This window comes from Pseudoalteromonas sp. ECSMB14103 (assembly GCF_000813065.1).
Taxonomy (GTDB): Bacteria; Pseudomonadota; Gammaproteobacteria; order Enterobacterales; family Alteromonadaceae; genus Pseudoalteromonas; species Pseudoalteromonas marina.
Genome location: NZ_JWGY01000001.1, coordinates 325,929 through 347,354, shown reverse-complemented (window position 1 = coordinate 347,354; position 21,426 = coordinate 325,929). Strand labels below are relative to the sequence as shown.

At 40.0% G+C, this 21,426-nt stretch carries 18 protein-coding genes and 2 pseudogenes; 7 read left to right on the top strand and 13 right to left on the bottom strand.

The genetic code is table 11. The features are described 5' to 3' along the window. Positions 1-123: 123 nt before the first annotated feature. A complete protein-coding gene (locus RF53_RS01575; RefSeq protein ID WP_039036412.1) occupies positions 124-432 on the top strand; it encodes a hypothetical protein in 309 nt (102 codons plus the stop codon). Between the two features lie 51 nt (positions 433-483). Here RF53_RS01575 and RF53_RS01570 read toward each other — a convergent pair whose 3' ends face one another. Beyond that, on the bottom strand, positions 484-1,071 hold the full coding sequence (locus RF53_RS01570; RefSeq protein ID WP_039036411.1) for an acyl carrier protein phosphodiesterase: 588 nt from the start codon (positions 1,069-1,071) through the stop codon (positions 484-486). 98 nt (positions 1,072-1,169) lie between these two features. Between RF53_RS01570 and RF53_RS01565 the strand changes: the two genes are divergently transcribed. The 4 genes from RF53_RS01565 to RF53_RS01550 all read left to right on the top strand — a co-directional run bounded on the left by RF53_RS01565 (position 1,170) and on the right by RF53_RS01550 (position 5,212). Continuing rightward, positions 1,170-1,646 (top strand): YqhA family protein, encoded by a 477-nt coding sequence (locus RF53_RS01565; protein WP_039036410.1) that lies wholly within the window; start codon positions 1,170-1,172, stop codon positions 1,644-1,646. A 196-nt stretch (positions 1,647-1,842) separates the two neighbouring features. Next, positions 1,843-2,088, top strand: a complete 246-nt coding sequence (locus RF53_RS01560) for a DUF4235 domain-containing protein (RefSeq protein ID WP_039036409.1) — start codon at positions 1,843-1,845, stop codon at positions 2,086-2,088. 320 nt (positions 2,089-2,408) lie between these two features. Beyond that, the gene (locus RF53_RS01555; RefSeq protein WP_052242852.1) at positions 2,409-3,824 is read left to right on the top strand and encodes an amidohydrolase family protein; all 1,416 of its coding nucleotides are present in this window, start codon (positions 2,409-2,411) and stop codon (positions 3,822-3,824) included. 239 nt (positions 3,825-4,063) lie between these two features. Further along, positions 4,064-5,212, top strand: a complete 1,149-nt coding sequence (locus RF53_RS01550; RefSeq protein ID WP_039036408.1) for a hypothetical protein — start codon at positions 4,064-4,066, stop codon at positions 5,210-5,212. Between the two features lie 239 nt (positions 5,213-5,451). On the opposite strand, the gene RF53_RS01545 is transcribed toward RF53_RS01550, so the two are convergent. The 12 genes and pseudogenes from RF53_RS01545 to RF53_RS01500 all read right to left on the bottom strand — a co-directional run bounded on the left by RF53_RS01545 (position 5,452) and on the right by RF53_RS01500 (position 18,002). Next, the gene (locus RF53_RS01545) at positions 5,452-6,210 is read right to left on the bottom strand and encodes a substrate-binding periplasmic protein (RefSeq protein ID WP_039036407.1); all 759 of its coding nucleotides are present in this window, start codon (positions 6,208-6,210) and stop codon (positions 5,452-5,454) included. A gap of 32 nt (positions 6,211-6,242) precedes the next feature. Further along, on the bottom strand, positions 6,243-7,217 hold the full coding sequence (locus RF53_RS01540) for a transposase (RefSeq protein WP_039036406.1): 975 nt from the start codon (positions 7,215-7,217) through the stop codon (positions 6,243-6,245). 232 nt (positions 7,218-7,449) lie between these two features. Next, positions 7,450-7,645: pseudogene (locus tag RF53_RS19710) on the bottom strand (IS66 family transposase); the annotation flags it as partial. 603 nt (positions 7,646-8,248) lie between these two features. Further along, on the bottom strand, positions 8,249-8,533 hold the full coding sequence (locus RF53_RS01535; RefSeq protein ID WP_007579952.1) for an addiction module antidote protein: 285 nt from the start codon (positions 8,531-8,533) through the stop codon (positions 8,249-8,251). 5 nt (positions 8,534-8,538) lie between these two features. Then, positions 8,539-8,835: a type II toxin-antitoxin system RelE/ParE family toxin gene (locus RF53_RS01530; RefSeq protein WP_039036405.1), complete on the bottom strand. Its 297-nt coding sequence runs from the start codon at positions 8,833-8,835 to the stop codon at positions 8,539-8,541. Between the two features lie 467 nt (positions 8,836-9,302). Next, positions 9,303-9,611, bottom strand: coding sequence for a hypothetical protein (locus RF53_RS01525; protein WP_033025556.1), 309 nt, complete (start codon positions 9,609-9,611; stop codon positions 9,303-9,305). Between the two features lie 126 nt (positions 9,612-9,737). After that, the gene (locus RF53_RS01520; RefSeq protein WP_039036404.1) at positions 9,738-11,933 is read right to left on the bottom strand and encodes a hypothetical protein; all 2,196 of its coding nucleotides are present in this window, start codon (positions 11,931-11,933) and stop codon (positions 9,738-9,740) included. Positions 11,934-12,185: 252 nt separating this feature from the next. Continuing rightward, positions 12,186-12,317: pseudogene (locus tag RF53_RS19705) on the bottom strand (hypothetical protein); the annotation flags it as partial. Between the two features lie 267 nt (positions 12,318-12,584). Beyond that, entirely contained in the window at positions 12,585-15,476 is a 2,892-nt protein-coding gene (gcvP, locus tag RF53_RS01515; protein WP_039036403.1) for an aminomethyl-transferring glycine dehydrogenase, read from the bottom strand. 155 nt (positions 15,477-15,631) lie between these two features. Then, a complete protein-coding gene (gene gcvH, locus RF53_RS01510; protein WP_006794102.1) occupies positions 15,632-16,021 on the bottom strand; it encodes a glycine cleavage system protein GcvH in 390 nt (129 codons plus the stop codon). Positions 16,022-16,226: 205 nt separating this feature from the next. Next, entirely contained in the window at positions 16,227-17,309 is a 1,083-nt protein-coding gene (gene gcvT, locus RF53_RS01505) for a glycine cleavage system aminomethyltransferase GcvT (RefSeq protein WP_006794101.1), read from the bottom strand. 93 nt (positions 17,310-17,402) lie between these two features. After that, positions 17,403-18,002: a hypothetical protein gene (locus tag RF53_RS01500; RefSeq protein WP_006794100.1), complete on the bottom strand. Its 600-nt coding sequence runs from the start codon at positions 18,000-18,002 to the stop codon at positions 17,403-17,405. 126 nt (positions 18,003-18,128) lie between these two features. Between RF53_RS01500 and RF53_RS01495 the strand changes: the two genes are divergently transcribed. Continuing rightward, positions 18,129-18,974 carry a LysR family transcriptional regulator gene (locus RF53_RS01495; RefSeq protein WP_039036402.1) on the top strand — a complete coding sequence of 282 codons (846 nt, stop codon included), beginning with the start codon at positions 18,129-18,131 and terminating at the stop codon, positions 18,972-18,974. Positions 18,975-19,172: 198 nt separating this feature from the next. Then, positions 19,173-21,329: a TonB-dependent receptor family protein gene (locus RF53_RS01490; protein ID WP_039036401.1), complete on the top strand. Its 2,157-nt coding sequence runs from the start codon at positions 19,173-19,175 to the stop codon at positions 21,327-21,329. Positions 21,330-21,426: the final 97 nt, after the last annotated feature.

Sequence of the window (21,426 nt, the reverse complement as noted above, 5' to 3'; positions counted from 1 at the left end):
CTGCGTTTAAGCTTATATTTATACCTAAATTATTATTAACTTAGCTTTAAGGTGTTGGCCATTAAAAGCTTATGTATAATGACTCACTCTGGCTATTATTATGCCCTCAAGTGGAACACAACAATGAAAAAACTATCTAAAGTGCAAGAAAAACAACAAGCGCTTGTGCTTAACGTTGCCGATAAAATAGAAGAGCAAGGCCGAGCCGAACTACCCGGTATGCTGCAATGTTGGTTTGACGTGGAGTATCACTTATTCCCAGGCTCGTTACTTATGTGCTTTCAGTTTGAAAACCAGCAAACCCTTGATACCGCCGAGCCTGACATATTAAAATGGCAAAAACGATTAAGCGGCGCAATGCTTAAAAAAGGCGTTATTTTAAAAGATATGCGAAAGCACCTAAAATTTACCTTAAACGGCCCAGACGACTAAACAGCATTAACAAAAACCTTTGCCTGTAATTACAAATAAAGCACTCTAGGCTCAAGTGCGTTCAGTATTAAACTCTTTTACATGCGCTATTAATTGTGGAAAAAACGCTAAAAAAGCGGCATCAAATTGGTTGTAATGGCGCTTTATATCTTCAGCAGCGCCAGTAAATTGGTTGGCAAAACGAATACGATCAGCAATATTATCCAACGCAGCCCCCACACCATTAATGGTTTCGTAATCTTTAAACCAATCGTGTTTAGTTATGCTAGTAACAACCCGCTGCATACGCGGCGGCATGTGCGCTAACCGCTGATTTAAAAGCCCAAAACTGTTACGTTTAAAATCACTCAAGGGCTGATCACTAAACCGTTGCCAATGCATAATTAAAAAGTGGTCAAAAACCACATCAATTGCAACGCCTGCAAATCGCCTGCGCGTTGGTGAAAAATACTGTTTAGCTTCTTTAACAATTGGGTGCGCGTCGGTAAATTTATCAACTAAATAGTGATTACTAAGCGCATTTTTTACAGGCTCACTCAGTTGCGCCACATGCCTGTGGCCACCAAAATCGCCCAATAAGTTTCCAAAATGAGAATCAGCCGTTGGCTTTGCAAAATAAAGATGGGCTAAGTAATTCAATATGGTCTCGCGTTAGTTACTCTGTTTAAATAGTAACTTAGGGATCTAACATATACTATGCTTCGTATAAGTTACGTCAAATTATAAAGTTGAGCAGCATGGAAAATATATTCCAAACCAGTCGTTTTTTAGTTGTCATTGCGGTTATTACCGCAGCATTATCATCGCTTCTTGTTTATGTTTCGTGTATTAATATTGTTTTTAATATAGTGGTTTCAACCATTCTCGACCTACCAGACTCTGCAAAAGCAGGTAAAGCCCTCATAGTTGAACTACTTAAAATTCTCGATTTACTGTTAATCGGTATTACCCTACAAGTAATTGCCATTAGCTTATACCGCTTATTCATATCGCCTGCTAAATCAAAAGAAAGTAAGTTTTTAGCCGCTTTTAATATCAAAGACTTTCACGATTTAAAAATAACCCTCGTACAAGTAACCTCAGTTGTTCTTGTCATACTATTTTTAGAACATGCAGTGGAATTTGGCGGCACACTAGAAACCCTTTACCTAGGAATAGCCATTGCAATTGTTATAGCTGCCTCAACATTTGCATGGCGTTCAATGAAAGACTAGCTATAAATAGTTTTATAAATAATTTTAATTCGCCAAATTACAAATCAGTGGATTACAGTGCCACCTGCTTTTACATTCAAATTACGGCTTAAGTTAGGCTGCTTCCTTTTCGGTATATAAATTGCTGTTACTCATGTTCTTGCTTTAAAAATTAAACATAAATATGGCTATCTAAATTTAGCAAAAGGAGAACATTATGAGTAACAAACAACTAATTACGACAATAGGTATAGGTCTCGCCGCTGCATCTGCCGGTATGTTAACAAGGAAAACTTTACAAAAATCGTGGGAAAAGGTTACCAACGAACCAGCCCCAAAAGACAAGCCAAGCGAAAATACAGATCTTAAAGAAGCAGTAACTTGGGCGGTCGTTTCAGGCATTGGAGCGGGCGCAGCAAGAATGGCTGTACGATATATTCTCGACAAACGTCAATCCAAATAAGATTTAAATTAATGCCTCTTGTAATATTAGTGTTTACAAGAGATTTAACCTTCCTATCACTCCACCAGCCATAATTACCCCAAACAATATAGATATGAACGTTCTATATTCCTGTACTAGACCGTGTACGATTCCCCATATAATTTGCATAACCTGAGTTGAGGGTGCCACCATAAAATACTGTTCAAGCAGTAAACGGTTCTTTCTCTTTGGTTAAATTATTTGTTCACCGTTTTGTTTTGCTAAGTTGTCTGTTTTGACGTTATCTTAATTGAGCAACTATAACTATTAGATAATAATTAAACAAAAGGAATGTACCGATGTTGAATATTACAACAACAGGTTTATATAGATCTGCACTCTCAATTTTCACCTGCTTATCTTTTTTAAGCGTTTTAATCGTACCAATAGCGACTGCTGCTGAGCAATCTGAACCAACCGCATTAGTTGGCGGAAGGCTGATAGATGGATTTGGTAATCAGCCACTTGCCAACAGTGTCATACTAGTAAAAAACGGGCTCATTGAAAAAGTAGGAACAGTTGACACATTACCTGTACCTACGGAGTACAAAATTGTCTCAACAGAAGGGATGGATGTACTTCCAGGCCTTTGGGAAAACCATGCACATTTAATGCTAAATGGTCATGCTAACTACAAGCATTGGCATAAAGAATATACTCCCAAGCTCACGAACGAAATTATGCCTGCAAGCGCAGAACAACTATTATTAGCAGGGATAACTAGTGCCCGCGATTTAGGCGCACCATTAAAAGACTCCATTACAATAAAAAATAAAATAGACAATGGTGAAATCCCTGGACCACGCTTGTTCGTTTCGGGCCCCTTTTTGCAACACGAAGCCTATCCTGGTACCGAGCTTTATAGGTGGGGTGTTAAAAACGTTGAAGATGCCAAAAAAAAGGTCAACAAACTGGCTGATGCTGGTGTTGATATCATCAAACTAATTGATCATGACATAATGAAAATTGAGGTAGCACAGGCTATTGTTGACCAAGCCCATAAACGCAATCTGGTAGTTGTTGCTCACTCACACAAACCTGATGAAATTAGACGAGGCCTAGAAATCGGAGTAGATAATTTTGAGCACACTGGACTTACTACAGCCCCCGAATTTCCCAACGATGTAATTACTTTACTCAGAGAGCGTACTGCCAAAGGCCGAATTGCCGGCGGACCACTTTATTGGACCCCAACAGTAGAAGGACTTTGGAATTATGATTTAACCGTTGCCAACCCCGAGCGTTTAGATAATACATGCTGGCACAGAGGTCTAGAGCAAAGCACTATTGATGATATTCGCGGCTCATTAAAAAACGTAGGCGAACTTGAATATATGCAATTAACACCAATGCGCAAACCCACGTTAAAACGTAAAATTCAACAATTAAAAGAATCTGGTGTAGTTTTACTGGTCGGTACAGACAGCGGAATACCAACTAAATTTCACTGCCAAAGCACATGGAACGAACTAGCTGTTTGGGTAAACGAAATGGAAATTTCTGCAATGGATACAATTCGTGCCGCCACTTACTGGCCATCAGTGCTTATGAAGGTAAACGATAAAGTGGGAACAGTAAGCGAAGGAAAATACGCCGACATTATTGCTGTTAAAGGTGACGTATTACGTTATATAAACCTTTTACAGCATGTTGATTTAGTAATGAAAAACGGCAAAGTTTATAAGCAAGACGGTAAAGCGACAGCTGACAAATAGCCCCCCTAAACCTTTTTCTCCACTTTCTTAATGCACGTCGAAAGTGGAGAGCATTTATTTAATATTTTTAATGCTTTCCCCATAAAAAAGACTCAATGCTAGCTTTATAAGTCCAATAACCAAAGTGAGTTAATCACAAAAGAAAATATCAGTCGATTCAACGTTAATGGGTTGCTCTAAATTAGCAATCGTAGGATAGTAAATTACATATAAAACAATAGCCTTATATTAGGAATATTATGATCAAAGTATTATTAGCGACCAGCTTAATCGCCTCTTCATTCGCTGCTTTAAGTAATCCTTTAACTGTTGAAGAACAGCGTATCAACAAAGCCCAATTAGCAATGCCCAATGTTTTAAAAGCATTTACACCACAGGTAACAAGTTTTGAGCAGCAATTTAAAGAGCTTAACAACTTTAAAAGTGCAAAAACATTAGTACAACGCTTTAGCTTTGAACTATGGGAAAACGCCAAACAACGTATAATAAATACCAATAACTACGACGACCGAGCACTTTACTGGGCACGCCTGCTTTCAAGCAAAGTAATACGGACAACATCGCCTAAGTTTTCAATTACGCAGGCTCAACTCAATACGTTACTAACCCTACTTGAGGAAGGCAGCAGAGGCCGCACCGACCTTACTTTTTCATCAGGCAGCACTAAAAAAATATTACTTACAGGCTTTGACCCTTTTTTACTCGATAGAAACATAAACCAAAGTAACCCCTCAGGTGTTGCAGCGTTATTACTCGACGGCCAAGTTATTAATTACAACGGCATAAGCGCAGAAATTAACACCGTTATGGTGCCTGTGCGCTACGAAGACTTTGATCAAGGCATAATAGAATCACTGCTTGCCCCCTACTACGCACTTAATAATGTAGACATGGTAGTCACCGTAAGTATGGGCAGAACACAATTTGATTTAGAGCACTTTCCGGGTAAACGTCGTAGTGTGACCGCGCCTGATAACGCTAATATTGTGTATGGCGGAACGCAAACAAGCCCAGTAATACCAAAACTTAATGGCCGACCACTCCCAGGCAATGAGTTTGTAAAATTTAGCTTGCCTGTAAGTTACATGCAACAAGCCAAAGGCCCTTATAAAGTTATCGACAATCGTGAAGTCACCACGCTTGAAAAAACCTATAAAGCGCCTTCGTATGGCGAGCTAAAAAACAGTATTGCGGTTAATGGCGGCGGCGGTGGTTACTTGTCTAACGAAATATCGTACCGAAGTATTCGTCTTCGCGATGCGCTTAATTCAAGTATACCTACAGGGCATATTCATACCCCACGTATACAACAATTCGAACCCGAAATAGAAGCTAAAATAGTAAACCAAATAAAGGCAATGCTAGAGCAAAGTCTAGTCGCGCTATAAGTTATAAAAATAAGTTTAAGCGCGTAAAAAAGGGCAATATTATTGCCCTTTTTATAACTAGCTAAAAATTGCTTTTGGGTCGTTAAATAGAAAAATATTTTTTATGAGATTCTTAATCAACTCTTACTTCAACAGGGCGGTTAAATAGAGTTACTAAGGGCAAGTATTACATTTTCACTCATTAAACAGCAGAAAACTGACCCAACGGGGCTTTCTTAAAAACACATAAAATATAATTACTATTTATTAAGGTTAGGCAAAAACATACTTTCAGGTACTTTATTTTTAGTCATAACGTCATGGTATGTACCGTCGCTCATACCTAAATCAATGGCTTTATTCACTACCGCCATTGCTTCCAAACTTTCAGCAATATCTTTTGCAAATGCAACATGAATTGAACGTTTTTCAATTACATCGGAGTCAAATAATATGTCGTTTTTAAATTCAATTAGCTCAGTGCTCAACAAATACTTGCCATAACTTTCTGACATAATTAAACGGTCTACCTTTTGGTTAAAAAGCAGTTTAAACCCTTGCTGAGCTGTGGCTACTTCTAACAACTCATAAGTATTGTAGCCAGTTAATATTTTGTCATGCACACCTAAACGAACACCCGCAATAATAGCATGTTCGTCTTTTCTATCCTTATGATAAAAAGCACCAAATACCCCCATTCCAATTGGGTTTGATAAAACCGCCCACTGCTCTCGTCCAGGAAGGTTAGCAGCTAAAAATAGACCGTCAGCTTTTCCTAATTGAGTATAATAGTTAGCTCTCGCCCATGGTAAAATAATGGCGTCTACTTCATATCCTAATTTAGCTAGACTTTGATTTAAAAATTGCCAACTAGCACGATAAATTGGGTAATTCTCCATCAGCATTTTGTCATGATCGTGACCAACCGCAAACGTAATGGTTTTACCCTTTTCACTGGCATTTAACGAGCCAATGCTAAAGCAAAAAATGCAAAGTAAAATAAACACCCTACAAATCATAGTAACCTCTTATTAAAGATCTCATTAAGGGGTCAAATCTTGACTTCAGACATCAAACAACCTCGAAGCGCTTCCCACTGTAATTCAACCTGCTTATTCTCAATAATTAATGCATTTAATCTACCAACAGCTTTTGATATGGCCGAATAGTGTTTAACATTAAAAACATCTGCTAATGCCTGCAAATTTAATCCCGTTAAATCTTGGCACAATTTAATAGCATACCATCGGGGTAAGTTTTTTTCTTTTCGCCCCTTTTTAACCATTACTATATCATCTACCTCAACATTAAAGTGGTTAGCCAAGTAGGTAATTACATCATTCGCTGAATGCCTTTTACTAACAAGCTTGCTTTCATTGTTTGAGGTTGTAATGTAGCCTTTAATGCTTTCAATAAAGTCATCACTGCCTAGCACCGACAATAACTTTTTAGCACTATAAAAAGCGCTTACTTCTTCATTACATTCATATTCAACAAAATGTTTGTAAGCAACATACTTACGCTTTTTACCTTGCAGCGAAAATATAAAATCTCGAACTAACCATTTAGGTGTCGCACCACTTTTAATAAAAGCTGAATAGCTAGACCATTTGTACTTAGCAAGGTCATCTACCAATGGGGTACTCGTTTCAATTGGGTTACGATGAATATACCGGCTAACATGCAATAAGTAGTTATCAGCATCCACCAACACGGCTTTGTATCGGCCCCTGAACAGTGCACCATCTGTGTTATGTGTTCGATTAAAGTATTGAGTGTAGAGGCCATTAATATGCTTCATGGCTCGGCCTAAGTTAGCATCGGGAGTTTTTATTAGCAGATGGTAATGATTGGTCATCAAACAATACGAATGCACTTCAATATTAAACCGAAGGCTTGCTTGCTCAATGCAGTATAAAAAATTCTTAAAGTCGTCATCGCTCAAAAAGGTATTTTCGTGCCCTCTTCCACGATTCATCACATGATAAAACGCATTTTCATACTCTATTCGCAGCGGCCTAGACATAGCAATTCACTCCATAAGCAGTAAACTATAAATCTAGACCATTGATGTCTAAAGTCAAGACTTGACCCCTTTGGTTTTTGTGACGCTAAATATCATTGCCTAGAGTAAGCGTATAGCAAACGACACCTAAGCTTTGCTGATGTTCCAAGGTAGTAGCGGCTCTGGTTATCTGGCTGCTCAACAATATGTTGCAAGCACGTTGAGGTTTTGCCATGCACCATAAGGTCATTTTCCTTGCGGTTTCAACAAGACTATAAAGTATAGCGCTGGCATGTGCCACCAATGCAGGTAACTGAGAAAAGGCAGTTTTTTCGCTCTATTACGAACGGTTTTATGGCTCGCTCTGCACGGTTATTATCAATACTGAGTCTGCCATCATCGAGGTAGCGCATAAATTTCTCAAACTGATTTACCACATAGGTAATTGCTTAAATGCTATTGAGCACTTAATTCTGAAACATGGAATGCAGAGAGTCAGTTCTTGCATCCAGCTAAAACCAATCTCACTTTTAACTCCCCCCGTCATCTCGCCCTGAAAATAAGCAATTGATGAGTAATGCATTTCATGGATGAAATGAAAGCCATGCTTGCACATGGATGTGCTTTCATGGCGTTTACGTTCACATCGATTGTGGTTTTGAAGGATTAAGCGTGATGCTCGGGTGCGCTGTGAGGTGACGAATAACCGAAGCGCAGCTTCGCAGTATGAGTAAGTGAAGGCATGGATGCCGACAGTAAACCCGCTTCAAGGATGAATTACTAGCAGCAGAGTTAAGTTTGAAAATCTATAGCCCCTCTTTGGCTGCCGTCGCCAGCGCGACAAAACCTTGACTAAGGTTTCTAATCTTAAAAAATGCGAAGCGTATTCACATTATCGATGATGGTGACCTCAAGCACCTATTCAAATACTTATTCGGGCTATCGCCCGCGCGTCAGCAAGCTAAACGCCTACAATAAATAACACATACTCTTGGCTTGTGAGCGAGTAAGTATATTTGTGATTTGTTGGGTTTCGTTTCACTCAATCCAGCTTATGCAACTTGTGTTGTAAGGCGAAAGTTAAGTGCTTTCATCACTTTAAAAATAGTTTCCCAACGTGGCTTGGTTTTACCGTTAACGGCTTTATATAAACTTTCACGGTTTAAGCCCGTTGCTTTAGCAATATCACTCACGCCATGCTTTTTAACTAATAAGCCAAGTGCTTCAATAAAGGTATTTGGATCATCATCAGCTAAACACTCTTCTAAAAATGTATTAATTTCTTGCTGTGTTTCCATATAGTCAAACGGGTTAAAATCTGATGTTTGTAGCGCCATAATAATTACTCCAATTCTCTTAAAAGGGCTTTTGCTTTGGTAATGTCTTTGCCTTGTGTACCTTTGTGGCCACCATTGAGTAGTAAAATAACTTCACCGCCTCTAATTATGTAATAAACACGATAGCCTTTCCCTACGAAAATTCGCATTTCAGATATGCCACCACCAACAGGTTCACTATCGCCAAAATTACCATTTATGGCACGTGTAATACGTTTAGCTATTGCCATAAAAGCTTGACGATCTTTGAGCTTTTTAAGCCATTTATCGAACTCGTCGGTTTTCTTAATACGATATTTCATAAAACAATTGTAGCCCAAAGGCTACGTGCGTGCAATTTTACTTAAGGGATACCGAATTTTAATTTTACAATCAACGCGTCAGTAAGCTAAACGCCTACAATAAATAACACATACTTTTGGGTTGTGAGCGAGAAAGTATATTTGTGATTCGTTGGGTTTCGTTTCACTCTACCCAACCTACGCCCATATTATTTATGGGGAATCACCACGCACAAAAAAGCCGTTGCATTGCTGCATCGGCTTTTTAAATTTTGATAAATTCCCAAACTATAATGGGACTTACTACCCATTAAAGTTCAAAAATTAGTCGCGTGATCAAAGTCATTATAGTTTGGGAAAATGCAGTTTTTTAGACCGCGTTTTTCGTTATAGAATTTTTAGTTATAGATTGGGAATTTTAGTAGGTGCTATTAGCCCCAATCCAAGCGTAATTATTATAGTTTGGGAATGTTAATCATAACTACTCATTATCTATATTTAGGTTTCCTCAAATGCCAACCACTGCCTACGGGACACCTATAAGCTTCGAGCTCTCGATTTGATCGCTCATAGAAATCATCAGCAGCTCTTTCTGCTTCAATAGAGCTACCGTAAATTCGTTTTTTAATACCATCACCAGAGACACACTTTTTACATGTCGTAATACCTGACTCAGCTATTCGAACTTGGCCATCATGAACACCTGACCCAAATTTCAACATTTGGTAGTCAGACTCAATATCAGCTTCTATTTGTCTAATGTGTTTTTTAAATAAATTTTCAGAAAAGTTATGCATACGTATACTCCTTGACTGGCCATATTGACCGTAAAGTTTTTACATGGCGGACGGCTAGCGTCAGAGTAAGAGCATCAGGCTCTAGTACACCAAGTTTAGTTATTTAGATTGAAGATAATTAATAAGTTATGGGTTGCGCATAAGGTTACGTCTAGTTCTTACGGCTTTGTCAGAATCAATTTCATGACCTAACTCAGTTCGCTGACACATAAGAAGCCACCATTCGGCAGCAATAATGCTTCTTTTTATATCTTGAACTGAAGAGTCTTTCTTAGCGTGTCGTCGAACAGCCTTATAACACTCACTGGCAATAGCTCGCACATCCTCATTGGGATCTGATTTTTTAGTGAAGTTAACTGTTTTATGGACTTGTCCATTTAAGTCTAAACCTAATTCAGTAAGAGCTTTTAAGTAACCTTGCCTCCAAACAGAAGATTGTTCTGTAACTTGGCTCGTTTCATATTTATCATCTTTCGTTTTTTCACCTTTACGAAGACGCAGTCGGCTTAGGCAAAATTCAGCTAATTGCTGGGAAAATTGAACATAAAACTCTTTTTTAATTTGATCATAATTAGCTTGTGTGACTTCTCTATTTCGATTCGTTTTATATGCGAAATGTTCATCTGCAAGCTGGTTTAAAGAATCGTACCATTTACAAAAACCATCACGCTTAAACGGGGTTTTAAGCTTTGAGATTGATTCATCAGAAAAAGCGTTAGTTGAAGAACGCATTAGTAAGAGGCGGTGGCGTAGAGCCTTTTCAGGTGAAGAGCGATCTAAAGAACTAAGTAACTTTTCAAGTTTTTGATGATATGTTTCAAGATGATCTTCATTCTCTTTTTTTACGATTTCACCACGTATTATCCCAATGCTTCTATCTATATAGGGAACCATCTCTTCTCGTTCTAGCCTGTCCATTGCTACAACAGTCCAATCAGGAATTAACGATTTAGGAAAATCCTTATGGGCAATCAAGTCGGTAAAAAGCTCATTCCACCAAGCAGCGCATTCTGGATATAATAAATCTTCAGCTCGACGGCTATTAAAAGGAATTGAACAAGATAAAACTCGTAGTTTACTTTGATAGTCTAATTCTTCTAGAGCAGCTAAAAATACTTTTTTCCATAAGGTGAAATACTTACCATAACCCCATAAATCAACGCTATCCTTTAATTCACCTCGAGACTGACTAGGCTTTGATTCAAGCAATCTTCGAAAATCTTCTTTTATAGAAAATTCAATCCAAGCCGATATCTGTAGCGGTTTAAATTTTAAACAAAACTCATGATGAGCATTATCTTGACGCTTATATAAATCAATAACATTTGAGCTGTTGTGGTTATAGTACGTCTCAAAGTTACGATACGTAAACGTTTTAAAGTATCCATCTAGGTCTCGAGCCCACTGTTCATGCTCTTCGGGTGGAACAATATCTAAATCAGTATTTATAAATTGTAACTCTTGAAGCTCTAGCTTCGTGTTTTCAAGCCATTCATAATTTAAAGTTTGAATTTCATCACTGTCTATAAGTTCATGAGATATTGAATAATCAAGATTAGAGAAGGACTTATTGTAAAAGTATAAAAAATCGAACCACTTATAACTAAACCTACCAGCTTGAGAGTCGTAAGTTATCCATGCCCTTATAAAATCTAAACCACGAATTATATTAGTTGAAGTGCTAGTTACCTCTTCAGTTTGAGGGCCTTGCACGATGTTTGAAGTAGCTATATAAGTCATAGCTTTATATAAGCGGTTACTATCTAGTAAACTTAAATTATTGGATATTTCATCAAAGAAACTCCAAACTTGAAACGCTCTATCGCTACTATTCAACAAACATAATGAAGTATCATCAAAGAATGCTTTAGTGAGGCAGTAATCCTTTCCATACAACCATGATGAAAACATTATATAGCTACTACGTTCATCCATACAGTCATTAAATAACCCAAACAGTGCGTTAGGGTAATAAATCTCAGCTACGTCCTTTAAAAAAGCAATTATTGCCTCATCATCCAATGGGAGTAGATAATATCCGTAATAACTCGAAATACTATTTACAATAGTTTTCTGTTGAGTCAATAAAATAGAAATGCACTTTGCAGAATCTGATGTATGGGATTGAGTCTCAGCTAGGGCATCTTCAAGAGCTAATACACCTCTAAATACATTCATCCATGTATCTGAAAAGTGTTTAATCATTAAAGTTCTGAAATTGCCTTGTATATCAAACTCATCCAGAGCTTGTATGAAGCGTTCTTTAGGGTCGTTTTTTTCATCGAAGGTGATATTGCCAAAAGGCGCATCAATCCTGCACATAGTATTCTCCAAAAATAATGAAGTTAGGTTTCACATAAAGTATCCGGTATAACCGGTTTGCAGCTGAAACCTCCCGTGCAATAGATAGGGAGCGGAGTATAAAGTTAGAGCAAACATGCTCTGTAGCCGACTGCAATTTAGTCTCCTTTTAAGGTAAATAAATTCCTCAGCAAAGTCAACAACTTCTGTAAGGAATAATTCTAATTCTTAAGATTAAAATTGTTTGTTTCACTATTCACTGATAGGTACAATTCAATGAATAGAGTAAAATGGCCCATCAACAAACTCTCTAACTTGCTTCAATCGCTCTATATCTCCACCAATCATAAACTCCAAAGCAGACTGTTCATTGAACTCTTTGTTTGGTTTATTTACCCATTCATAAGCCTCTCTTTGACTGCTGTCGCCAGCGCGACAAAACCTTGAATTAGGTTTCTAATCCCTCAATGAGCCAAAAGCAAACAAAGTATGCGCCAACAACAGTTAAACACCTTTTGGGCTGCGCCCAACACGCCAGCAAGCTGTGCGTCTACAATGTTTAAACACACAAAAAAGCCGTTGCATTGCTGCAACGGCTTTTATAATTTTGATAAATTCCCGAACTATAATGGAACTTACTACCCATTAAAGTTCAAAAATTAGTATGTTCTCTTAATCGCGATAAGTCTCTACCGCTGGGCATGAACATACTAAATTACGGTCGCCGTATACGTCATCTATACGTGTAACAGTTGGCCAGAACTTGTCTTTAGCTACCGAAGGCACTGGGAACGCAGCGTAAAAACGGTCGTACGCGCGGTCCCATTCGTTACCAAGTACGTCAGCTTGTGTATGCGGTGCAAACACTAGTGGGTTGTTTTCGATTGACCATTCGCCAGAGATTACTTTGTCGATTTCGCCTTTGATAGAGACCATAGCTTCGATAAAGCGGTCTATCTCGCCTTTTGATTCAGACTCTGTCGGCTCAATCATTAGCGTGCCCGCAACTGGGAACGACATAGTGGGTGAATGGAAGCCGTAATCTTGCAAGCGCTTAGCAACGTCCATTTCAGTAATGCCTGACGCTTCTTTTAATGGGCGTAAATCAACAATACATTCGTGCGCAACGCGATTGTTACGGCCACGGTATAAAATTGGGAAGTGCTGGCTTAACTCTTGCGTTAAGTAGTTAGCGTTCACAATCGCCATTTCAGTGGCTTGTTTTAAGCCCTCTGACCCCATCATGGCAATGTACGCCCATGAAATAGGTAAAATAGCGGCTGAGCCGTAAGGCGCTGCCGATACGGCACCGTTGTTAATGTTTGTACCCGGTACGTTAATTACGCTGTGGTTTGGCATAAATGGCGCAAGGTGCGATTTAACACCAATTGGGCCTACACCTGGGCCGCCGCCACCGTGTGGAATACAAAACGTTTTGTGCAAGTTTAAGTGCGATACGTCTGAGCCAATAAAGCCCGGGCTTGTTACACCCACTTGCGCGTTCATGTTTGCGCCGTCCATGTAAACTTGGCCGCCGTGCTCATGAATAATGTCACATAGTTCACGAATGGTTTCTTCGTAAACACCGTGGGTAGATGGGTACGTGATCATGGCACACGACAGGTTTTCAGACACCTCTTCAGCTTTCGCTTTTAAGTCTTCCATGTCGATGTTGCCGTTTTTATCACAGTTAACCACAACAATTTTCATGCTCGCCATTTGTGCCGATGCTGGGTTAGTACCATGCGCTGAGCTTGGGATTAAACATACATTACGGTGTGCATCCCCTCGTGACTCGTGGTATTTACGAATGGCAATTAAGCCTGCGTATTCACCTTGTGCACCCGAGTTTGGCTGAAGTGAAACCGCATCGTAACCCGTAATGTTAACTAGCCAGTCGTGTAGCTCGTTAATCATTATTTGATAACCTTCTGCTTGGTCTAGCGGGCAGAATGGGTGAAGGTTTGCAAACTCAGGCCATGTAACTGGAATCATCTCAGCGGTCGCGTTTAGTTTCATGGTGCATGAACCTAACGAGATCATTGAGTGGTTGAGCGCTAAATCTTTGTTTTCAAGGCGCTTAATGTAGCGAAGCATGTCTGTTTCGCTGTGGTAGCTGTTAAAGTTTGGATGCGTTAATACTTCGTCATCACGTACTAAACTCGCTGGAATAGAGTCGCTACCGTTTGCTTCAATATCGGCTGCAATACTGTCTACGCTTAGGCCATGGCCTTCACCTAGTACAATATCAAATAGCTCGGCAACGTCTGCACGGGTTGTGGTTTCTGAAACCGAAATTGAGTATTCGCCGTCGTGGTTTGTAGCAAAGTTAACGCCTTTGGCAAGAGCACGTGCTATTACGTCATCTTTATTGTCGCCAACAATTGTTAACGTATCAAACCACGTGCTGTGCTTAAGGGCGATGCCTTTGGTTTTTAGGCCTGCAGCTAAAATATCAGCAAAGCGATGTATACGTTGCGCGATAGTTTTTAAGCCTTGTGGGCCATGGTACACCGCATAAAACGCCGCCATGTTGGCAAGTAATACCTGCGCTGTACAAATGTTTGAGTTGGCTTTGTCGCGGCGAATGTGTTGTTCGCGCGTTTGCATTGCCATACGCAGTGCGTCGTTACCTAAACGGTCTTTAGATACACCAATAATACGCCCTGGTAATGAACGTTTGTATGCGTCACGTGTTGCAAAAAATGCAGCATGTGGACCACCGTAACCCATTGGTACACCAAAACGCTGAGCCGAACCTAATACTACGTCGGCGCCTAGTTTACCCGGTGCTTTTAATAGTAATAAACTCATAATGTCGGCAGCAACACAGGCAATGGCTTTTTTGCTTTGAACACCAGCAATTAGGTCGGTTACGTCAACTATTTCGCCCGATGTAGATGGGTATTGGAATAATGCGCCAAAAATGTCGTGGTTAACGGCGTCGGCCGCTTTACCAATAATGATTTCAAAACCAAACTGCTCAGCACGGGTGCTTACTACGTCAATAGTTTGTGTGTGTACGTCGTCGGCAATAAAAAAGGCATTAGCTTTTTTAGCTTTAGATACGCGTTTTGCAAGGCCCATTGCCTCGGCTGCAGCGGTTGATTCGTCAAGTAACGACGCACTTGCTAAATCAAGGCCGGTTAAATCTAGGGTCATAGTCTGGAAGTTTAGTAATGATTCTAAACGCCCTTGTGCAATCTCTGGCTGATACGGCGTGTACGCTGTATACCAACCCGGGTTTTCAAGTACGTTACGTAAAATTACGTGCGGTACATGTGTTGGGTGGTAACCTTGGCCAATGTACGATTTGAAAACTTTATTTTTGCTTGCTACTGATTTTAAGTAGCTTAGTGTTTCAACTTCAGTACGGCTTTCGCCAATGCTTAGCGGTTGCTCTAGGCGAATGTTAGCCGGTACAGTTTGATCGATCAGCTCTTGTACACTCGATACTTCAAGAGCGCTTAGCATATCGCTTACTTGCGCTGGGCTTGGCCCAATATGGCGGCGAATAAAATCTTGCTTTTGCTCTAACTGTTCAAGAGATTTGGCGTTTGACATGTGTCCAGATTCCTATGATCCTAAATACTAATGGGTAACTAGTATTGATTAAAATATATGATGATTTGGCAACTTACTGGGTATGGGCAATAAGCTGTAAAATCATAAAAGCCCCGATTGTTTACTCAACATGCGGGGCTTTAGACAAAAAGTGATTACTCTTCGTCGATAGTGTGCGAGTAGCCTTCAGCGTCTAATAGGTTGTCTAGCTCAGACACATCAGATGCTTTAAGACGGAATAACCAACCGTCGCCGTACGCGTCGTTGTTTACTGTTTCAGGTGCGTCTTCTAGCTCTTCATTAATAGCAATCACTTCACCACCAATTGGTGCGTAAATGTCTGAAGCAGCTTTAACCGACTCCGCTACTGCACAGTCTTCGCCTGCGTCTACTTCGTCGCCTACTTCTGGTAATTCAACAAACACCATGTCGCCAAGTAGTTCTTGCGCGTGTTCTGTAATACCAACTGTAAAGGTACCGTCACCTTCGTCGCGAACCCACTCGTGTGAAGAAGCGTATTTTAATTCAGTAGGGATATTGCTCATTATCTTGTTCCTTTGGTTATGATACCAATCAACTTAAATATTTAACCACTCTAGCGGTCTAAATAAAGCGCTAACATCGTTATTAATTTCTTAGGTAGAACAACTACATATCAAAATTAATGCCTTGTTATCACTCTATTTATCCGTCGCTATAAGTGATTAATAACTCAACATGATTGGTATTATTGGGTGATAACACCAAATTTTAAATTATTGATTTACCGTTACGTACAAAGCTAGGCTTCACTACTTTAACGTTAACTAATTTTTTGCGCATTTCTACTTGAGCAGTGTCGCCTGTTGAACGTGGTACACGTGCAAGGGCTACACTAAAACCAAGTGTAGGTGAAAAAGTACCTGAGGTAATAACCCCTTCTCCACCGTCAACAATTACTTTTGAACCGCTACGCAATACGCCTTTTTCTTCAAGTACTAAACCAACAAGCTTGTCGGTGCTTTTTTCAGCGCGTTGTTTAACCAGTACGTCACGGCCAATAAAGTCACGATCTTCTGGTTCCCATGCAATGGTCCATGCCATGTTAGCTGCAAGTGGCGATACGCTTTCGTCCATATCTAGGCCGTAAAGGTTCATACCTGCTTCTAAACGTAGCGTGTCACGTGCACCTAAACCAGCTGGCGCTACACCTGCGTCTAGCAGTTGTTGCCATAAATCGGCTGCTTGGTCGTTTGGTACTACAATTTCGTAACCGTCTTCGCCAGTATAACCCGTTGTAGCAATAAATAAATCACCCACTTGAACGCCAAAAAACGGCTTCATGCCTTCAACTGCAGCTTGTTGCTCTGCATTTAAAAGCGTGCCTGTTTTTTCGCGTGCGTTAGGGCCTTGCACTGCAATCATTGCAAACTCTGGGCGCTCAGTCACTGTAACGGCAAAATCGCTCGATACATTAGCTAAATGCGCTAAGTCTTTTTCGCGCGTAGCCGAGTTAACCACTAAGCGGTAAAACGTTTCGCTGAAAAAGTAAATAATAAGGTCGTCAATTACGCCGCCTTGCTCGTTAAGCATGCCGGTGTAAAGTGCTTTACCTGGTACGGTTAATTTAGCCACGTCGTTTGCTACAAGCTTACGTAAAAATGCTTTAGCTTGGTCGCCTTCAATATCAACAATGGTCATGTGTGATACGTCAAACATGCCTGCATCGTTACGCACTGCATTATGTTCTTCTATTTGTGAGCCGTAGTTGATTGGCATTTCCCAGCCATGAAAATCAACCATTTTTGCGCCCGCTTCTAGGTGCTTAGCATGGAGTACAGTTTTAGAAGTCATAACATTCCTTCACGTTTTAAATTAACCCTTAATGGGCGTGGCTTAAATTAAAAACAGGTAAACATTATTATGTTTACCTGTTGGTTGTTTTTGTTATGCGGCCTGGTTTTGCATTACTGCAAAACCCTGCGTTTGCATATAGCTTTGCCATTTTTGTAGCTCTGGCGCTTTAGCTATGAGCACAAAGTGCTGCTCATCTTTGTTATCAATCGCGGTAATAAATACCTCGCCGCTTTGCGCACCGTAGCATAGTTGCGCGTCAGATAATCGCAAACCGGGTGTTAATTTAAAGGCATCAACTAGCGTATCAAAGGCGTTTTCGCCGCTTAAGGTAAAGCTAGTTAGGTCGGTACGAATAACGTAGTCAATATCAAAACGAAGCTGTTGTTCGTTTATAAGTGACTGTAATTGCAGGCTTGCGCTGTGAGGTAATACAAATCGAAAAGCGGTTTCGCTAAAATAATACACGGCGTAACTAAAGTCAGAATAAAAGTCGCCGTCTAATGTGCCTTTTAAACCTAAACCGCTGGCCGTTAATTTTGTTAAATCGTGGCCTAAAATACTGCTTAAAAATACAGAAGCTTCGCTGCCGCTAAAATCCATTACAACTGTGCTGTTATTTGCTTGCAAAGCGTTTATAACCGCGCTGTTAGCGTTGCTGTGGCGGGCAAACATTATTGGGTTAAAAGTCATAACAAACACCTGTGTATTTTTAATCTTAAAATTATATTGCGCGGGGTCTGTAACAACAAATTGTAATTATTTATCAATTGATAAATAATACTTATATATGTAGCCACATAAATTGTAATTTTAAATATGAAAAATATATCAACCGACAGTTTACGCACCTTTGTAATGATTGTAGATGTAGGCGGATTTGCCAAAGCCGGCGACTTTTTGGGGCTTTCGCAACCTGCGGTAAGCTTACAAATAAAGCGTTTAGAAGATGTATTAGGCTATAAATTATTTAAAAAGCAAGGCCAGCGCCAAGTATTAAACCAGTACGGCGAACTATTATTGCCCATGGCAAAACAAATGATGCAATACAACGATGCCATTTTGCAGCAATTTACGTCAGAGAGCATTACCGGAAAAGTACGTTTAGGCATACCTAGCGAATTTGCTGCGCGTATACTCCCTTCTATTATTGGCGACTTTGTGGCGCTGTACCCAGAAGTATCGCTTGAAGTTAAATCGCGATTAAGTAAGCATTTGCTTTCGGCTTCTAGGCAAGACCAATTTGATCTAGTGCTTGCGCTAAACGAGCAACTTACCTCAAGTAAATTTCCTATTTTTATGCAAGATCAATTGGTGTGGGTGGGGGATTTAAACCAAGCAAAAAACCAAGTGGTTACCTTAGTAACCGCGCCAGAGGGATGTATTTATCGGCGCCGCGCTACCGATGCGCTTAAAAATGCCGGCATAAAATACCGTATTGTATATAGCAACGCCGACTTAACAGGGCTTATTGCGGCTTTAAAAGAAGGGCTTGGCATTACAGTACTGGCAAAAAGTACCGTACCCAGTGAGCTTAATTACCAAGTACACACTAAACACTTACCTGCACTGGGCGACATTGGTATTAGCTTGGTTAAAAGTTCGGGTGAGTCAGAAAATGCGGTAGATAAGCTTGCTGAGTTTATTGCCTTGCGTTTAGGCTAATAAATTAAAACACCCACTTTGTACCTAGCCCCATGATTACAAAATAATATAAAAGAAACAAAAAAGTTAACCACGTTGCATAACCCTGTGTTTTTAGTTCTAAAAAAATGAATAGTTTTATACTAAATAATATTGATTCGCATTCGTTAACGTGTTCAAATTACGCCAATTCAGAAAATCAATGTGATTAGGACAAAAATGAACACTAAGTTTTTAGTATCTACTCTTGCAACTGCGGTTGCTTTGTCTTTTACAGCTACTGCAATGGCTAAAGACACCAGCGATAAAGAACAGCGCTTTGAACAAATTACAGTTATTGGCTCACAGCAAGCTATTAACGACATTCCAGGTTCGGCTACTTTTATCTCTGACGAAGAACTTCAAAAATTTGAGTTTACCGATATTTCGCGTGTTTTAGCGTCTGTTCCGGGTGTTTACGTTCAAGAAGAAGATGGCTATGGCCTTCGCCCTAACATTGGTATGCGCGGTACTGGTACCGGCCGTAACGATAAAATTTCTGTAATGGAAGACGGTGTATTAGTCGCACCTGCGCCTTACTCTGCGCCTTCTGCTTACTACTTCCCTACTATGGGTCGTATGGAAACAATTGAAGTATTAAAAGGTGCTGCCTCAGTTAAGTACGGTCCTCGTACTACAGGTGGCGTTTTAAACTTACTTTCTCGTAGCTTACCAACCGAGCCTAATAGTTCTAAAGGTATGGTAGATGCAGCCCTTGGTAGCGATGGCTACTACAAAGGTCACGCATACTTTGGTAAAGAAAAAAACAACACGTCTGGCTTGGTTGAAGTATTTACTTACGGCGCAGACGGCTTTAAAGAGCTTCCTGTTGGCAGCGATAATACGGGATTTGAAAAAACTGATTTACTATTAAAGTTTGGTCATACGTTTGGTAAAAACGATGCTCACAATATTGAGCTAAAAGTAAAATACTCTGATGAAACATCAGACGAAACTTACATGGGCTTAACTGACGAAGATTACAAAGCAAACCCTAATCGCCGTTACGCTGCATCGCAAAACGATGAAATGAACACTCGCCACAACGCTTACCAACTAAACTATGCGTACCGTTTTGGTGAAGGCTACGAATTACTTGCAACCGCTTACCTAAACGATTTTCATCGTAACTGGTATAAAGCAAGCAGTGTAGGAACAAGCACGCTTGAGCAATACAGCGACTTTGAAGCAAATCCAACTAGCGAAGGTATTGAAGGTATTGGTGTTAAAGCCAACAACCGTGATTACCAAGCAAAAGGCATTCAGTCTGAATTACATATTCCTGCAGGCGATCACTACATTACTGTAGGTGTGCGTTACCACGAAGACGAAATGGATCGTTTCCAATGGCAAGACACTTACACGCTTAATCAAGACCTAAGCATGACACTTACATCGCAAGGTGTACCAGGTTCAGATAGCAACCGTGTAGATAGCGCAAAAGCAAGCACGTTATTTGTTCAAGACGAATGGACACTAGACGCGTTAGTTATTAATGCAGGTCTTCGTTACGAAGACATTACCATTACGCGTGAAGAATGGTCTAAATCAGATCCAACTCGTAGCAATGGCTTAACTAAAGATATTTCTAACGATACTGAAATTTTAGTGCCATCGTTAGGTGCCACTTATACACTTAACGATAACGTTACGTTACTTGCCGGTATTCAAAAAGGTTACGCTCCAGCGGCACCGGGTAATGCTGACCAAGAAGAAGAAGAAAGTGTAAACCTTGAGTTTGGCTCTCGCTTTAATATGGATGGCTTTAACGGTGAAGTGATTGCGTTTTTCTCTGATTACGACAACATGCACGGTAACTGTACTGCTGCTGTGGGTTGTAGCGACGAAAATATTGGCGACCAATACAACTACGGTGAAGTAGAAGTATCGGGCTTTGAATTTAGTGCGGGTCGTACTTTTGCAACAGACGCTGCGCAATTTCCAGTTAAATTAACGTACACATACACTGACTCTGAGTTTAAAAACACGTTTGATTCAGAAATTTGGGGCTCGGTAGAAAAAGGCGATGCAATGCCTTACGTACCTGAAAATCAAGTTGCTTTATCATTAGGCGCTGAGTTTTCATCGTTTGTTGTTAACAGCCAAATACGTTACGTATCTGATTCACATGCCGACCTATCTGACTCAGGCTTAAACGCAATTGATAGCCGTGTAGTATGGGATTTAGCAGCTAAATACTTAATCGACGACAACCAAAAAGTATACTTAACGGTTGATAACCTGTTTGATAAAACGTACATAGCTAACCGTGCTAATGGCGGTATTCAGCCAGGTAAGCCACGCAGTATTCAAATGGGCTACACATATAGCTTTTAAGCTTAAAGCTGGTTAAACGGTTCGCTAACAGCGTAAATTATAAATACAAAAAAGCCGAGATTATTTAATCTCGGCTTTTTTAATGCTTAAGCTTTAA

What these genes read in the sequence shown, in the direction of transcription:
- RF53_RS01575 (WP_039036412.1), top strand. Translation starts at nt 124, where the DNA reads ATGAAAAAACTATCTAAAGTGCAAGAAAAACAACAAGCGCTTGTGCTT.
- RF53_RS01565 (WP_039036410.1), top strand. Translation starts at nt 1,170, where the DNA reads ATGGAAAATATATTCCAAACCAGTCGTTTTTTAGTTGTCATTGCGGTT.
- RF53_RS01560 (WP_039036409.1), top strand. Translation starts at nt 1,843, where the DNA reads ATGAGTAACAAACAACTAATTACGACAATAGGTATAGGTCTCGCCGCT.
- RF53_RS01555 (WP_052242852.1), top strand. Translation starts at nt 2,409, where the DNA reads ATGTTGAATATTACAACAACAGGTTTATATAGATCTGCACTCTCAATT.
- RF53_RS01550 (WP_039036408.1), top strand. Translation starts at nt 4,064, where the DNA reads ATGATCAAAGTATTATTAGCGACCAGCTTAATCGCCTCTTCATTCGCT.
- RF53_RS01545 (WP_039036407.1), bottom strand. Translation starts at nt 6,210, where the DNA reads ATGATTTGTAGGGTGTTTATTTTACTTTGCATTTTTTGCTTTAGCATT.
- RF53_RS01540 (WP_039036406.1), bottom strand. Translation starts at nt 7,217, where the DNA reads ATGTCTAGGCCGCTGCGAATAGAGTATGAAAATGCGTTTTATCATGTG.
- RF53_RS01535 (WP_007579952.1), bottom strand. Translation starts at nt 8,533, where the DNA reads ATGGCGCTACAAACATCAGATTTTAACCCGTTTGACTATATGGAAACA.
- RF53_RS01530 (WP_039036405.1), bottom strand. Translation starts at nt 8,835, where the DNA reads ATGAAATATCGTATTAAGAAAACCGACGAGTTCGATAAATGGCTTAAA.
- RF53_RS01525 (WP_033025556.1), bottom strand. Translation starts at nt 9,611, where the DNA reads ATGCATAACTTTTCTGAAAATTTATTTAAAAAACACATTAGACAAATA.
- RF53_RS01520 (WP_039036404.1), bottom strand. Translation starts at nt 11,933, where the DNA reads ATGTGCAGGATTGATGCGCCTTTTGGCAATATCACCTTCGATGAAAAA.
- gcvP (WP_039036403.1), bottom strand. Translation starts at nt 15,476, where the DNA reads ATGTCAAACGCCAAATCTCTTGAACAGTTAGAGCAAAAGCAAGATTTT.
- gcvH (WP_006794102.1), bottom strand. Translation starts at nt 16,021, where the DNA reads ATGAGCAATATCCCTACTGAATTAAAATACGCTTCTTCACACGAGTGG.
- gcvT (WP_006794101.1), bottom strand. Translation starts at nt 17,309, where the DNA reads ATGACTTCTAAAACTGTACTCCATGCTAAGCACCTAGAAGCGGGCGCA.
- RF53_RS01500 (WP_006794100.1), bottom strand. Translation starts at nt 18,002, where the DNA reads ATGACTTTTAACCCAATAATGTTTGCCCGCCACAGCAACGCTAACAGC.
- RF53_RS01495 (WP_039036402.1), top strand. Translation starts at nt 18,129, where the DNA reads ATGAAAAATATATCAACCGACAGTTTACGCACCTTTGTAATGATTGTA.
- RF53_RS01490 (WP_039036401.1), top strand. Translation starts at nt 19,173, where the DNA reads ATGAACACTAAGTTTTTAGTATCTACTCTTGCAACTGCGGTTGCTTTG.